This window comes from Aquimarina sp. AD10 (assembly GCF_003443715.1).
GTDB classification, from domain to species: domain Bacteria; phylum Bacteroidota; class Bacteroidia; order Flavobacteriales; family Flavobacteriaceae; genus Aquimarina; species Aquimarina aggregata.
In genome coordinates this window covers 1,623,724-1,638,346 of record NZ_CP031965.1, presented here as the reverse complement: position 1 = coordinate 1,638,346, position 14,623 = coordinate 1,623,724, and the positions used below count along the sequence as shown (strand labels likewise).

12 protein-coding genes are annotated in these 14,623 nt (G+C 31.0%); 6 read left to right on the top strand and 6 right to left on the bottom strand.

From position 1 onward, the window contains the following. Positions 1 to 87 precede the first annotated feature (87 nt). Positions 88 to 717, bottom strand: coding sequence for an NAD(P)H-dependent oxidoreductase (locus D1816_RS06980; protein ID WP_066317875.1), 630 nt, complete (start codon positions 715 to 717; stop codon positions 88 to 90). Positions 718 to 805: 88 nt separating this feature from the next. Between D1816_RS06980 and D1816_RS06975 the strand changes: the two genes are divergently transcribed. After that, positions 806 to 1,201, top strand: coding sequence for an acyl-CoA thioesterase (locus D1816_RS06975; RefSeq protein WP_066317874.1), 396 nt, complete (start codon positions 806 to 808; stop codon positions 1,199 to 1,201). An 81-nt stretch (positions 1,202 to 1,282) separates the two neighbouring features. On the opposite strand, the gene nhaC is transcribed toward D1816_RS06975, so the two are convergent. Beyond that, entirely contained in the window at positions 1,283 to 2,767 is a 1,485-nt protein-coding gene (gene nhaC / locus D1816_RS06970) for a Na+/H+ antiporter NhaC (RefSeq protein WP_066317872.1), read from the bottom strand. Positions 2,768 to 3,541: 774 nt separating this feature from the next. Between nhaC and D1816_RS06965 the strand changes: the two genes are divergently transcribed. Beyond that, positions 3,542 to 4,174 (top strand): CPBP family intramembrane glutamic endopeptidase, encoded by a 633-nt coding sequence (locus tag D1816_RS06965; protein ID WP_118501817.1) that lies wholly within the window; start codon positions 3,542 to 3,544, stop codon positions 4,172 to 4,174. On the opposite strand, the gene D1816_RS06960 is transcribed toward D1816_RS06965, so the two are convergent. The 3 genes from D1816_RS06960 to D1816_RS06950 are packed head-to-tail and all read right to left on the bottom strand — an operon-like array spanning position 4,171 to position 6,062. After that, a complete protein-coding gene (locus tag D1816_RS06960) occupies positions 4,171 to 4,743 on the bottom strand; it encodes a non-canonical purine NTP diphosphatase (protein ID WP_118501815.1) in 573 nt (190 codons plus the stop codon). The genes D1816_RS06965 and D1816_RS06960 overlap by 4 nt on opposite strands. Positions 4,744 to 4,789: 46 nt before the next feature. Next, on the bottom strand, positions 4,790 to 5,314 hold the full coding sequence (locus D1816_RS06955) for an HAD family hydrolase (protein WP_118501813.1): 525 nt from the start codon (positions 5,312 to 5,314) through the stop codon (positions 4,790 to 4,792). Further along, complete coding sequence (locus D1816_RS06950; RefSeq protein ID WP_118501811.1) at positions 5,298 to 6,062, bottom strand: Rossmann-like and DUF2520 domain-containing protein; 765 nt, start codon at positions 6,060 to 6,062, stop codon at positions 5,298 to 5,300. Before D1816_RS06950 ends, D1816_RS06955 begins: the two co-directional genes overlap by 17 nt. A gap of 311 nt (positions 6,063 to 6,373) precedes the next feature. Here D1816_RS06950 and ccsA point away from each other — a divergent pair, with 311 nt between their 5' ends. Beyond that, the gene (gene ccsA, locus D1816_RS06945) at positions 6,374 to 9,535 is read left to right on the top strand and encodes a cytochrome c biogenesis protein (RefSeq protein ID WP_118501809.1); all 3,162 of its coding nucleotides are present in this window, start codon (positions 6,374 to 6,376) and stop codon (positions 9,533 to 9,535) included. Between the two features lie 335 nt (positions 9,536 to 9,870). Here ccsA and D1816_RS06940 read toward each other — a convergent pair whose 3' ends face one another. Next, the gene (locus tag D1816_RS06940; RefSeq protein ID WP_147405054.1) at positions 9,871 to 10,416 is read right to left on the bottom strand and encodes a hypothetical protein; all 546 of its coding nucleotides are present in this window, start codon (positions 10,414 to 10,416) and stop codon (positions 9,871 to 9,873) included. Positions 10,417 to 10,760: 344 nt separating this feature from the next. Here D1816_RS06940 and D1816_RS25595 point away from each other — a divergent pair, with 344 nt between their 5' ends. From D1816_RS25595 to D1816_RS06930, 3 genes are all read left to right on the top strand, one after another. Beyond that, on the top strand, positions 10,761 to 10,922 hold the full coding sequence (locus tag D1816_RS25595; protein ID WP_157766188.1) for a hypothetical protein: 162 nt from the start codon (positions 10,761 to 10,763) through the stop codon (positions 10,920 to 10,922). A 90-nt stretch (positions 10,923 to 11,012) separates the two neighbouring features. Then, entirely contained in the window at positions 11,013 to 12,968 is a 1,956-nt protein-coding gene (locus tag D1816_RS06935; protein WP_066317856.1) for a tetratricopeptide repeat-containing sensor histidine kinase, read from the top strand. A gap of 16 nt (positions 12,969 to 12,984) precedes the next feature. Further along, complete coding sequence (locus tag D1816_RS06930) at positions 12,985 to 13,653, top strand: response regulator transcription factor (RefSeq protein ID WP_066318935.1); 669 nt, start codon at positions 12,985 to 12,987, stop codon at positions 13,651 to 13,653. Positions 13,654 to 14,623 lie beyond the last annotated feature (970 nt).

The window sequence follows — 14,623 nt, the reverse complement described above, 5'->3', positions numbered from 1 at the left end:
ACCGAAAAGAGTTTTGATTTAATAGCTGTTTTTTTAATTTTTGAACAAGCTATTTTACATGGCTTTCTTGTGCTGATTAGGAGTGAGTTATATAGTAATAACAGTGTCTTTTATTGATCGTCTTACTTTTTTGAAATCAGAAAACATGTCATCTTTAGCTCGATATCCAACAGGTAGCACAAGTACAGAAGATAATCCTAATTCGGTAAGATTAAGAATTTCATTATACTTTTCAGGAATAAAACCTTCCATAGGACATGCGTCAATTTTTTCAATGGCGCATACGGTTAATAAGTTCCCCATAGCCAAATATGCTTGTTTGGTAGCCCAACTAGAGATTTCTTCATTCGGTTTGTTTTTGAAAGAATCTATTAGCTGTTTTTTAAACGGATTTAGTATTTCTTCAGAAGTATTTCTTATCGTTTGTACATTATCAAAATGTTTACTAATGTATTCTTCGCCAATAGTATTTTCAATACAAAACACTAGCACATGTGAAGCATCTGCAACTTGTTGTTGATTCCAAGAATGTTTTGTAAGTTCTTTTTGTAACTTTTTATCTTTTACTACAACTAGTTTTAGAGGTTGTAAACCATATGATGTAGCAGTAAGGTTGAAAGCTTCTATTAAGGTGTTTAATTTTTCCTGCGGAAGCATCTTTTCGTCATCAAACTTTTTTGTAGCATAACGCCACTGTAATTGTTCTATTATATTCATTAGATTTTTTTTAATCCAATGCAAAGATACTACGATATGATTTACCTTTGATCCCAATAATTATAAGAAAAAACTATATACCTACTTTATGAAAACTATAGAAGAATTGATTAGAGCATCCGAAACTAGAATTTTTAAGGCTGTTTTTCCTAATACTACTAATCATTATGAAACCTTGTTTGGGGGGACTGCTTTGCAACTTATGGATGAGGTTTCTTTTATTTGTGCTACTCGTTTTTCTAGAAAAAAAGTGGTAACAATTTCAACGGATAAAATAGATTTTGAGAAACCTATTCCTGAAGGTACTATTATAGAGTTAGTAGCAAAAGTTTCTGAAGTTGGGAGAACAAGTTGCACTGTAAAAGTTGATATTTATAAAGAAGAAATGTATAATTATGATCGTGAGATTGCAGTTTCTGGTTACTTTAAGTTTGTAGCGATAGATAATCATAAAAAGCCCATACCTATAATTGATAGGAAATAAGTAATGCTTCCGTTTTAGGTAATACATAATATAAAAAAATAAACCCCACTAACCAAGTAGAGTGGGGTTTGTTATATACAATTAGCTTTTTGCAAGCTGTTTGATTTTTATCCTAAATGCTGCAAATAACAATGTCATAAACGGACTTAACCAATTAAATATGGCGAAAAAGAAATAATCTACGACAGGAACACCAAGAACTCCACTTTGATAAGCTCCACAGGTATTCCATGGTACTAAAACAGAAGTTACAGTTCCTGAATCCTCTAATGTTCTACTCAAATTTTCTGGAGCGAGTCCTTTATCTTTAAAAGCCTTAGCATACATTCTACCAGGTACAACAATTGCTAAATACTGATCTGAAGCTGTAACATTTAAAGCTAAGCAGCTTACTACGGTACTGGCAAACAACCCAAAAACAGTATCAAATAAGTTTAATAAAGCTTTACTAATTCTGGCTAAGGCGCCAATAGCATCCATAACGCCACCAAATACCATAGCACATACAATCAACCAAATCGTACCTAACATACCTGACATTCCTCCTGCAGAGAATAAGTCATTTAATTGTGCATTGGTTGTTTCTACAGCAGTATCCACGGTCATTGCTTTCATTACACCAATGTAGGCAGAATTAAATGTAAGTTCAGTACTACCGGCTATACCCATTACGATACCTGGTTGAGCTATGATAGCAGCTATTGCTCCAAGTAAAGTACCTGCCAATAGAGCGATCAAGGGTGGTGTTTTTCTAATAATTAAAACGATTACTAACACAGGAACAATAAAAAGCCATGGAGTAATGGTAAAGGCGCTGCTAATTGCTTGTAATTGTTCGCCTATTTCAGGAGTTCCAGAAGTATCTATAGTAAAACCAATGATTATAAAAACTATAAGAGTAATAATAATGGTAGGTACGGTTGTGTACGCCATGTACTTTATATGAGAAAATAATTCTCCTCCTGCCATTGCTGGTGCCAAATTCGTAGTATCTGATAATGGTGACATTTTATCACCAAAATATGCTCCTGATATTACAGCTCCTGCAGTCATACCTAATGATATTCCAAGGGTATCACCAATTCCAATAAGAGCAATACCTACTGTAGCAGAGGTTGTCCAGGAACTACCTGTAGCAATTGATATAATCGCGCAAATAATGACACAAGCAGCCAGAAAAATAGTAGGATTTAAAATCTGTAGCCCATAATAGATCATAGTGGGTATAATACCACTAATTAACCATGTTCCTGCAAGTGACCCTACCATTAAAAGAATAAGAAGCGCTCCTGTTGTTGATTTAACATTATTAGCTACCTCTTCCATCATTTGTTTATAAGACACTTTGTTGAAAAAACCAACAATTGCAGCTACAGCAGCACCTAGTAATAAAATAAACTGGTTACTACCACTTAATGCATCATCCCCAAAAGCAAAAGATACATTATAAAATAACATTCCTACTAATATAATAACAGGTAGCAAGGCTTCCCAAATACTTAGTTCTTTGTTTTCAATGATTTCTTCGTTTTTGGGATCTTTAGGAGTGATGTTTGTGCTTTCCATTTGTTGTTTTCAGAATTTTATGGATGTAATGTTACGATATTAATAAAATTTATGCAACGCTATATTTAGTTTAATTGCTTTTAGGAAATCAAAAGGATAAACAATTTCTTAAAACAATTAGTTCTTTTTTAACATGAAAAGTTGTTTTGTCGATGATTTATGTATTTTGTCGATTTATTGTGTTTTCTTCATAACTGATTTTGTGAATTGATGTGTAATATAGACTACTTTTGAAGTGTAAAAGAAAAACAAGTAAGAGAAAAATTGGAATTGATTGTGTGTATACTTTTTTTTGCCCCTTAACCTATAAAGCCTCATCCCCTCGAGGCTTTTATTTTTAACAATTTTATTGTTGTTGTCAGAATGAGATAAAGTGCAATACAATTTTAATTATTCTGGTTACCTATTTTTTAAAAGTGATCCAATAAAATCTCTTGCCCCAAAGAGATTTTATTATGTAAGTAAGTAAAAAAATCTTCGACTTTAATAGGAATAGTGTTGGTTTGTCGATAGTATATTGTTTTTCATCGATACAAAAAAGGTGTTTTGGCTAATACCAATTAAAAAATAAATAAAAGCAAGGTATCTTTGGAGTATAAGAAAGATAATAAAAGCATAAAATATAAAAATTTTGATTACCTAGATTGAATTAAACTAAAACGTCAAAAATTACCCCTAATTGAAAAAAAACCTCTTGCCCCAAGAGGTTTTTTTTATGGAAATAGGTTTTAGTTCGTTTTTTATATTGAAATTAGTCAAAAAAATAGACTAACAATGCATACTAATTTATACAAAGGTTTAGAGTTGTTCATTCTCTTCATTTTACTTCCTGTTAGTTTTTTGATAGAATACCCTATTATCATTAAGGTTATTATAACTCTTATTGGATTCATTTATATATTGATTTTATCAAAAAGAGAAGGTGTACTTAAGTTGAAACTCCCGAATAAACAGTTTTGGCGACCTTTTTGGAAGAATATTTTAATAAAGTTATGTATTATAATGATCGTAACAGGAATGTATGTATTCTTTGTTGATCAAGAAAAGTTGTTTTCGGTTTTAATTAAAAAACCACAATTATGGATTATGATTTTGTTTGTGTATACCTTTCTATCTGTTTGGCCACAGGAAATAATCTACAGAACTTTTTTTTATAAACGCTATGAAGAACTTGTGAAAAATAAATGGTTGTTTATTTTTATTAATGCAACTCTTTTTTCTTTGGCGCACCTATTTTTAGGAAGTTTTTTGGTACAGTTACTTACTTTTGTTGGGGGATTGTTATTCGCCTACACTTTTCAAAAAACAAAATCCACCACTTTAGTATCTATAGAGCATGCTATTTACGGTAATTGGTTGTTTACAGTTGGAATGGGAGAGATGCTTGCATTTCCTGGAGCAGATTAAGAATTCAAGAATTTGATTAATTGCTGCACGGCTTTACCACGGTGACCAATATTATTTTTTTCTGATAGTGGTAGTTCTGCAAAAGTTTGAGTATATCCATCGGGCGAAAAAATGGGGTCATAACCAAAACCTTTATCTCCTTTTTTTTGATCAATAATACGACCTTTACAAATTCCGGTGAATGTTTTTAACGTTCCATTTAATTCTAAGGCGATAACAGTTTTAAACTGGGCATTACGGTTTTCTTTATTTTCTAATGCATTCAAAAGTTTTTCCATATTTGCATTAGCATCTTTTGCTGGGCCAGCATATCTAGCAGAATATACCCCTGGCTCCCCATTTAGAGTTTCTACTTCTAAGCCAGTATCATCAGCAAAACAATCATATCCATAGTTCTCTTTTATGTATAAAACTTTTTGTTTTGCATTGCCTTCAATTGTGTCTGAAGTTTCAGGAATGTCTTCTACACAGTTAATATCCTCAAGACTTAATAATTCTATAGAACTTGGAATTAAGGCCTTCACTTCTTTTATTTTATTTTGATTATTGGTCGCGAATACAATTTTCATTTATCAAGAGGTAGTAAGATTGTTTTTTTGTTTTACAGTTCTAAAGTTATGCTTCTGCATCAAAATTAGATACCCATTTTTCTTGAACTTTTAGTACTTGTTCTATAACATCTCTAACACAGCCTTTTCCTCCTTTTTTATAAGAAACATATTTCGATACTTCCTTAACTTCTGCGACAGCATCTTGAGGACAACTAGGTAAACCTATCATTTTCATTACAGGAATATCAGGTATATCATCGCCCATGTACAATACATTTTGCGTTTTTATATCATGAAGCTTAAGATATTCTTCTAGTTGTTCAACCTTTTGATGCGCCCCTAGATATATGTCTTTAATTCCAAGATTTTTTAAGCGTTGTCGTACCCCTTCGTTTTTTCCGCCAGAAATGATACAAACGTTAAATCCCTGTTGTACGGCAGCTTTAAGAGCATAACCATCTTTTATGTTCATTGTTCGCAATAGCTGGCCATCAGTATGTACTAGAACAGTGCCATCGGTTAACACACCATCAACATCAAAAATAAAAGTAGTAATGTGTTGTAAGTATTCTTTATAACTTTTTTCCATATTTAGATTGTATTGCTTTAGTAAGAGTTTGATATATTTCTTGTTGTGAAGGGTCTGATAATAATTTAAGATGACGAGCTATCGTCTTAGTATCATTTCTCACAGCAGGACCAGTTTGTGCTTTATTAGGGTTTATTTCTAATGCTTTTTTAGCAGTTTCCTGAAGTAAAGGATGTAAAATTTCAAAAGGGATATTATTTTCTTTACATATATCATTTCCGATAGAGAATAAATGATTAGTAAAGTTATTTACAAACACGGCAGAAACATGTAATATATTACGTTGTGCAGATGAGATTTGATACGTTTTTTTTGATAAAAGTAATGCAAGTCTCTCGATCAAGAAAAGGTCTTTTTCTTGATCTCCCTCTATGCAAATGGGAATTTTTGCAAAATCTACAGCTTTATCAGCGGTAAAGGTTTGCAAGGGGTAAAAAACACCTGGTCTATTAGAATTATTAATAGCAATCATAGGAACGCTTCCTGATGTATGTACTACTAATCGATTAGTAAAAGGGAGTTGACTAGAAAGTGTTTTTATAGCATCGTCACTTACAGCCATAATATAAATATCTGCTTCCTTTATGGATGCTAAGTTTTTGCTAACATTATTTTCATTTTGATCAGGATGTAATCGAACTCCTTTACGATTATAGCATTGTACAATAGTTATAGCTGGTTGCTTATAAAAAGCCTTATACAAATGTTGTGCAACATTTCCTGCACCAAGTAAAATAACCCTAATCATTAGACAAAAGTAAGGAAGTTCTCTTAAAAAGTAGAATAATAAAGTATTGGTTTTTATTATATAAAATACGATATAGTATTTTAATAATTCAAAGACAAAAGGGTTTATATGATCATATCTTTTTTATCCTATTAAATTTCTTGCAAAAAGCAGAAACTTTTTTTTAATGAGCATATAAAAAGCATAAAAAGGGGCTGGTTAGGTATACGATATGCAAACTTCTGTTAAAACCTTTAAATCATAGTGTCATAATATAATATAATCTTGTTAAAAACATTAAATTTGCCGAGCTAAAAAAAAGAAAAAACATTATGCTAGATAAGCTAAAAAGTCTTTTGTTCTCTACACGTTTGATGGCGGTTTTATTTATTGTTTTTGCTGCTTCGATGGGGGTTGGAACATTTCTAGAAGATGCATACGGTACTACGGCAGCAAGAATATGGATATATAATACTTGGTGGTTTGAAGCTATTATGGTGTTTTTTGCAATAAATTTTTGCGGAAATATTTTTAGATATAGATTGTATAAAAAAGAGAAATGGGCAACATTATTATTGCATTTATCCTTTATTTTAATTATTGTAGGCGCTTTTATTACACGTTATATTAGTTATGAGGGAGTGATGCCCATACGTGAAGGTGAAACTACAGCGACCTTTCTTTCAGAAAAAACATACATCACAATTTTTTTAGATGGAGAAATTAATGGAGAACCACGTCGTAGAATTATTTCTGAGGCTGTAGAGTTGGCAGAGGCAACTAGTAACGATTTTGTTATAGATACCGATTATAATAAACAACCAGTTTCTATAGCTTATAAAAATTATATTCAAGGAGCCGAAATGGGCTTAGTACCATCTGAAGAAGGAAACAATTATCTAAAAATTGTTGAAGCTGGTGATGGCGATCGTCATGATCATTTTATTGAAGAAGGAGAAGTTTCAAATATTCATAATGTACTAATCGCATTTAATAAACCAACCAAAGGTGCAATCAATATTACATATAAAAATGATGATTATTTTATAGAATCCCCTTTTGAAGGTTCTTATCTTAGAATGGCTGATCAACAACAAGGGCTTGTATTTAAAGATAGTGTACAACCTTTAATGTTGCGTTCCTTGTATCAAACTGCAGGAATGCAATTTGTAATTCCTGATCCTGTAATAAAAGGTAGTTATGATGTCGTACCAATTGAGGTTAAAGGTAAAGGGCAACAAGATGCGTTAATTTTAGATGTTTCAACTAATGGAGAAACCAAAGAAATAAAACTACTCGGAGGAAAAGGATACTCAAATGATATGGATAAGATTTCTTTAGGAGGTCTTGATATGTACTTTACATATGGTTCTAAACGAATGGAACTTCCCTTTTCATTAAAATTAAATGATTTTATCGCTGAAAAATATCCAGGTACGCAAAATGTATATAAATCATATATGAGTAAAGTGGATATTATAGATAACGATACATCACGGCCGTATGATATTTATATGAATCATATTCTGGATCATAAAGGCTATAGATTTTTTCAAGCTTCTTTTGATCCAGATGAAAAAGGAACGGTACTTTCTGTAAATCATGATAGATGGGGAACGTTAATTACATATGCAGGATATATGTTGTTGTATTTAGGATTAATGCTGATTCTTTTTACTAGAGGGTCACGATTTAAAGATTTAGAAAAAATGTTAAGTAAGATAAAAGCCAAAAAGAAAACTTTAACAATAAGTATTACCTTACTAGTAACTACATTTTCATTTGCACAAGACTTACCAGGTCATAATGATCATCTACAAACGTTACCTAGTAAGGCAGAGTTAGATTCTATTATTAAAGCTAACATAGTACCTAAAGAACATGCTGCTAAATTTGGAAGTATTGTAATTCAGGATGAGCGAGGTAGAATGAAACCTGTTAATACATTTTCTTCAGAATTATTGCGTAAAATTAGCAAAAAGGATACGTATGAAAAGCTAAATGCAGATCAGGTATTTGTATCTATGGTTGAAAATCCACTTGTATGGTACAGTGTTCCAATTATCGAAATTGATTGGAAAAATGATAGTATTCGTAAAATTTTAGGAGTTCCTAAATCTGCTAAAAAAGTATCTTTAATTGATCTTTTTGAACCTAGTGGGGCCTATAAGTTGGATCCATATTTAGAGAAAGCAAGTAGCACAAATACACCTAGTCAGTTTGAAAAAGAATTCTTAAAAACACATGAAAAGTTTTATTTATTAAATCAAGCTTTAGGGGGAGGAATTTTAAAAGTTTTTCCTGTTCCTGGAAATGAAGATAATAAATGGGTTTCTGTACCTGAATTAAATGAATTTAAGTTTACTGGTATGGACTCTGTGTATACAAGACAGATTATTCCTATTTATAGACAATCCTTGCAAGAAGCGCGCAAGACTGGAGACTACAGTAAACCAGACCAATATGTTGCTAGTATAAAAAGTTTTCAAAAAAAGTTTGGTAGCGAAGTAATGCCAACAGATAAAAAAGTTAAAGCTGAAATAGCACTTAATAAGTATGATATTTTTAGAACACTATACAGGTACTATGGGATGTTTGGCTTATTACTAATGATTTTTGTAATTCTTAGAATATTTAAAGAATCTAAAATAGTTAAGGTTTTAATTAATGGTACTATAGGTATAGTTACATTGCTATTTATATTACATACGGCAGGATTAATTATTCGCTGGTATGTCTCTGGACATGCTCCATGGAGTGATGCTTATGAATCTATGATTTATGTTGCATGGGCTACATTAGCAATCGGTTTTGCTTTTGGTAGACGCAGTAACCTTACTATTGCCGCTACTACATTTGTTGCTGCCATAATCTTATTTTTTGCACATCAAAATTGGACAGATCCTGCAATTGCTAATTTGCAACCAGTTCTAGATTCGTATTGGGTGCTTATTCATGTTTCTATTATTGTTGGAAGTTACGGACCATTCTTTGTAGGAGCTATTTTAGGAATTCTTTCGTTATTGTTGATGATTTTAACTACAGAGTCAAATAAGAAACGAATGGATCTTAATATTAAGGAAATTACCGTTATTAATGAAATGGCCCTTACCATTGGACTTGTTATGCTTACCATAGGAAATTTTCTTGGTGGTATGTGGGCTAACGAGAGTTGGGGGCGCTATTGGGGTTGGGATCCTAAGGAGACATGGGCTTTAGTTAGTATTATGGTGTATGCATTTGTAATACATATGCGATTAGTACCTGGCCTACGTAGTAGATGGTGGTTTAATCTAGCTTCAGTATTAGCGATTTACAGTGTTTTAATGACTTATTTTGGAGTAAACTTTTACCTTAAAGGTTTACATTCTTATGCAAGTGGAGATAAGGTAATCACTCCAAATTCAATTTATTATTCTGTAGCCGTGCTTATTATTTTAGGCGCACTTTCATATTGGAGGAATAAAGTACACTATCAAAAGGTAAAAAAATAAAAGTTCCAAGAGATCTTGTGTTAAAAAAATATGGTTTAATGTGATGTGAACGGTAATTGATAGGGGGGCTATGGCTTATTACAATTCACAAATAGATGTTTTATCTAAAAACTAAGTACTTAGAAAAATTAGCAAAGTGTATATTTAAAAAAGAAGAGAGCAATGTCGACGATGTATATTCTGTTAAAGAATTAATGCCCCTTAATTAAGATGTTTATGTAATTAATTTGTTTTCAAACTAAAATCAACTTAATTAAAACTTTCTTATTCTTGGTTAGTTTATGTATCCAAGTAGTAAATGTTTAGTTCACGTTTTTTTGTTTTTCATTATAGTATCATAAGGATACTATTGTTGTAATTTTTAGAGACGGGTTAATTTGAGAAATAATAGTAATACTTTTTTCATTTCTCTGGATAACCTTTGTCTCTGGTGTTTCTACTATTTCAAACTCTTCTTTAAGAGATCGTAAAGAATCACTTCCTACATTTAAAATTACATTTTCCTCTTCAATTTTAGGTATAGACCTTAGATAAATAGATAATGGTCTAGGTTTAAAATCGATAAGCCAAGCAATTAATTCTAAATTGGCTGGAGTTGTTGACTTTGTTTCTCCGGTTAAAAAATTAACGATAGGTTTAAACTTATCACCTTTTACTCTTTCAATTGCAAACAATCTATTTTCACCTTCTTTAAATTTAAAAAAACGATTTAAAATACCTTGATCGTATTTTTCGTTTCTTCGACTTAGAAGCCACATGCACGCTTCTTTGATTTGTTTGCGGGTTGGCTCTAATAAGTAGCAACTCATTTCACCACCTTTTTCCCTTTTGTACTTCTGCAGGATCTCATCCCTGTAAGTAACACTTGTTTTTCGTTTCATAATTATTTCAGATTTTCGGAATCTTTAGGATTTCTTAGGAATCTTTGGAATCCTTGGAATTCTTCGTTTACAAAGGTCACCACTCTTTATAAATTTACCATAAGAAATTAGTTCCGGTTACGTACTGCTAACATAGTAAATGTATCCGCCTAGTTTTTACGGAAAACCGTAATTATGTAGTCAGTGGTCAATCGGAAAGTTGCCAAATACTACATTAGCGGATTTCAACTTTCCATAGTAAAAAGGAGTACTCCCAAATATTGTAACAGTAATTAGAGATCATGTTTCCTGGAATAATTCCGGCTAGAAACCCCTGTGTTAAATCGAAAAAAAAATAATCAATTATGAAAACCATATCTTATATCCTATTAGCCTTAGTAATGACAGTTAGTTTTACCTCTTGTACATCAGATAGTATTGCTGACAATTTAGAAACCCCAACAGATGAAGTTGCAACTACAGGTGAAGATGGAAGTGTAGAAACAGAGGATCCAGGTGGGAATTAAAATTCCTTAAAAAATAAAGAAGTGTTAAATTTGGTCTATGTAGTGCAAAAGCTGCTATATAGACCAAATTTAATTTAGTAATTTTATGAAATGAAACTTTGGCGTGTCATTTCTTTTATCCCTATTGTATTTGGGATTTTGTTTGTTTTTAATAGTAATAGTGCCTTTAGTCAGGATGTTAATAGAATTTCTAGACAAAAAGCACTAAATAGTATTGCTCAACAATATGAATTAAGTAAACAAAAAACACTTCCTCTGTCGAAACGTTTAGCATATGTTTCTTCTTTCCTTGAAGTTGCATATTTGTATCAACAAGATTCATTGATTTATAATGGATTGATGCAAAAGACCATGTTACTCGGTATGATGAAAAATTATGATAGTGCCGTTATATACTCACATAAATTATATGATTTAGCTGCTAAAAATCAAGATAGCTTTTATTTAGGTATTTCACTAATAAAATTAGGAGTGTATCATAATAAAAACAACCAACTTACCGAAGCATTTAAATACCATAACGAGGCCTTTAAAATTTACAAGGCAATGAAAGATAGTGTTATGGCAGGAAAGAGTTTGCTAAATATGACCAATATTCAAAAAAGTCTTGGTGATTACTCAGGAAATAAAACTACAGCAATAGAAGGTGTAAAATATTTAGAAAATACAGACAAAGATTTACGAAGTCTTTCAGGTTTATATCACGGTATTTCGGTAGCTAATAGAGAGCAAAAAAATTATGAAGAAGCGTTAAAGTATAATGAAAAAGCCTTAAATCTAGGGATAGATAGTGTATCGATTAAAAAAATTGGACAAAGATATATCTTAGTATTCAAGAATACTAAAGCAAATATACTAGCTAGTCAAGGTAATTATAAAGAGGCTGTATCAATTCTTACCCAATTAGAATCAGATGTGGTTGTTAGAAAAAGTATGAGAGAGTATGCTAGGGTAATTGGTAATCTCGGTTATGTCAAGTGGCTTCAGAACCCCAAGAATACTACCTCTGAAAAATTATTGTTACAAGCCAGAAGTATACGTGATAGTATTAGAGATGTTGATGGGCTTATAGCAAGTAATATACATCTTACTAAGTATTATTTGACAAAAAATAAGGAAAAAGCTTTACAATATGCCGAAGCTGCGTATCAAAATGCAAAAGAATTAAATAGTCTAACATCAATTCTAGAATCATTAGGATTTATTTTTCAACTACAGTCTGATAGTAATGAAGAAGCAAAAGTTTTTCATGAAGTGTATATAAAATTGCAAAATATTAATCAGAGTAACCGTGAGATTTATGCAGTAACTAAGTATGAAAACGACAAACTCACGAACGAAAACCTAATTCTAAAAGCAGAAACTGCCAAGAAAGAAAGACAAAAGGTGATTAATCTGTTAGGAACCCTTATACTTATATTGGTTGGTGGACTTGTATTTTATTTATTCAGGCAACGGCATAAAAGAGAAAAAATACGAGATGTTTTTAACGCAGAAACTCGTATCTCTAAAAGAATACATGATGAGTTAGCTAATGATGTGTATAATGTAATGACACAAATACAGAATAATCAACATAGTCATGATGTACTTGATAAGTTAGAAAATATATATAATCGTACAAGAGACATATCAAGAGAGAATAATAATTTTGATACAGGTACACATTATTCTGAAGAATTAGGTAATATGCTAAGTAGTTATAGTACCAACGAAACAAAAATTATTATAAAGGATATTGATATTATCAATTGGCAATCGATTACTCCCGAGAAAAAAATTATTACTCACCGTATTATTCAGGAATTAATGGTGAATATGAAAAAACATAGTCATGCGGCATTAGTCGCTGTAAGTTTTAGACAAACTCCTAAAAATGTTGAAATTACTTATGCTGACACAGGTATTGGAGTAGATAAAAATGAAATTATTTTTAGTAGTGGACTTAGGAATGCGGAAAACCGTATAAAAATAATTGGTGGATCATTTATCTTTGATTCAGAAAAAGGAAAAGGCTTTAAAGCCAATATATGTTTTCCGAATTAATTTAATATTTGAGCATATGTTCGAGAAAGTTTTAGTAACAGAGGACCTTGGTAGTATTAATCATGGTATAGCAAATATTCTTCATGAAAGAACAGGAGTAAAAGAGGTGCAACAAGCCCAATATTGTGATGATGCCTACCTAAAATTCAGACGTGCATTAAGAGATGATAAGCCTTTTGATTTGTTAATAACAGATCTTTCTTTTAAAGAAAGTCATAGGCAAAGAGAACTCGTATCTGGACTTCAACTAATAGATGCAATACGGTTAATACAACCTGACATTAAGGTGATTATTTATTCTATGGAAGATAGACCTGCGAAAGTAAAATCATTTTTTAAAGAACAAAGTATAAATGGTTATGTATGTAAAGGTCGATATGGACTAAATGAATTAGTGCAATCGGTAGGTGAGGTATATCATAACAATACTTTTATATCTCCGCTACTTGCAAATGCGATGAATAAAAATAATGTATTCGAACTCAAAGATTACGATTTACTCCTATTAAAACATTTATCAGATGGATTAACTCAGGAAGAAATCAGAATGTACTTTAAAAGAAACCATATATCCCCAAATAGCATTAGTTCTATAGAAAAAAGATTAAATAAATTAAAGTATAATTTTAAAGCTAAAAATGCAATTCATTTAGTGGCTATGACAAAAGATTTAGGTCTTTTATAACTAAGTATACTTTAACTTAAAAGTACACCAGTTAATGGTTGTTTAATAGATCAGTTATACGCAGAAACAACCCTGCGATTGTAAAACTTTGGCGAGCCAACAAAAGCAGGGTCTGAATAACGATCGATTTAATTTAAACCAATCATTAACTGGATGTTTTTTGAAAACTAATGTATTCAAAATACTATGCATTTTGACGGTTGAATACACTATCCTTACAACCAGATAAAAATATTTTTAAATAGAATTTTCTTACCTTTTATCTTGCACAATATACTAAGAAGCTTTTAATTATTTACGGGAAACCATAAATAATTTGTTTGGTTATGAGCCATAATTAATCGATGATAAGTAATAAAATTGTATGATTTACACTTCTAAATCAATAAAAATTAGCATAGAATATACTATTATAAGCAATAATAGCAAATTTTTATGTGGCAGGTAATTTGTTTTCATTTTAAATTATAGTAAGTAAAAATACACAAAAACCGTAAAAAAAATGCGGAAAACAAATAGCGCTAATCAAAGTATTATCTCTACATTTATTATGTTAAATATTTTAACAGTAAATACAATTTTTAGTCATAAAGATAAGTTGTTAGAAAACATATGATTACCCCTTTTTAACTATAATTTTTGTAGATGTTTCTAAAAAAACTGCCTTTATTCCTTATCGTCCAATGTAATAGTATAAATGATGTATTATCTTATAATGATATATTATCATTAATACTATTTAAAAGAGTTCATGTAGAAGTTGGATGATTGTGTATGAATTTTAGTATGTAAAAGTCATGCGTATCTTTTTTAACCGTTGTTTGAATTTTTGAAATATAAAGTTCATATCTATTATATTTTTAAACAAGAGATATGAATTAGAATGTATTATAAATAAAACGAACTGCAATTGTAACCTTTGGCGAGTCAGCGAATGCAGGGAATCTGAATAACAATAAATTGTAAATCA

Coding starts and splice junctions, on each gene's coding strand:
- nhaC (WP_066317872.1), bottom strand. CDS start 2,767: ATGGAAAGCACAAACATCACTCCTAAAGATCCCAAAAACGAAGAAATC.
- D1816_RS06975 (WP_066317874.1), top strand. CDS start 806: ATGAAAACTATAGAAGAATTGATTAGAGCATCCGAAACTAGAATTTTT.
- D1816_RS06965 (WP_118501817.1), top strand. CDS start 3,542: ATGCATACTAATTTATACAAAGGTTTAGAGTTGTTCATTCTCTTCATT.
- D1816_RS06930 (WP_066318935.1), top strand. CDS start 12,985: ATGTTCGAGAAAGTTTTAGTAACAGAGGACCTTGGTAGTATTAATCAT.
- D1816_RS06950 (WP_118501811.1), bottom strand. CDS start 6,062: ATGATTAGGGTTATTTTACTTGGTGCAGGAAATGTTGCACAACATTTG.
- D1816_RS25595 (WP_157766188.1), top strand. CDS start 10,761: ATGAAAACCATATCTTATATCCTATTAGCCTTAGTAATGACAGTTAGT.
- D1816_RS06940 (WP_147405054.1), bottom strand. CDS start 10,416: ATGAAACGAAAAACAAGTGTTACTTACAGGGATGAGATCCTGCAGAAG.
- D1816_RS06935 (WP_066317856.1), top strand. CDS start 11,013: ATGAAACTTTGGCGTGTCATTTCTTTTATCCCTATTGTATTTGGGATT.
- ccsA (WP_118501809.1), top strand. CDS start 6,374: ATGCTAGATAAGCTAAAAAGTCTTTTGTTCTCTACACGTTTGATGGCG.
- D1816_RS06955 (WP_118501813.1), bottom strand. CDS start 5,314: ATGGAAAAAAGTTATAAAGAATACTTACAACACATTACTACTTTTATT.
- D1816_RS06960 (WP_118501815.1), bottom strand. CDS start 4,743: ATGAAAATTGTATTCGCGACCAATAATCAAAATAAAATAAAAGAAGTG.
- D1816_RS06980 (WP_066317875.1), bottom strand. CDS start 717: ATGAATATAATAGAACAATTACAGTGGCGTTATGCTACAAAAAAGTTT.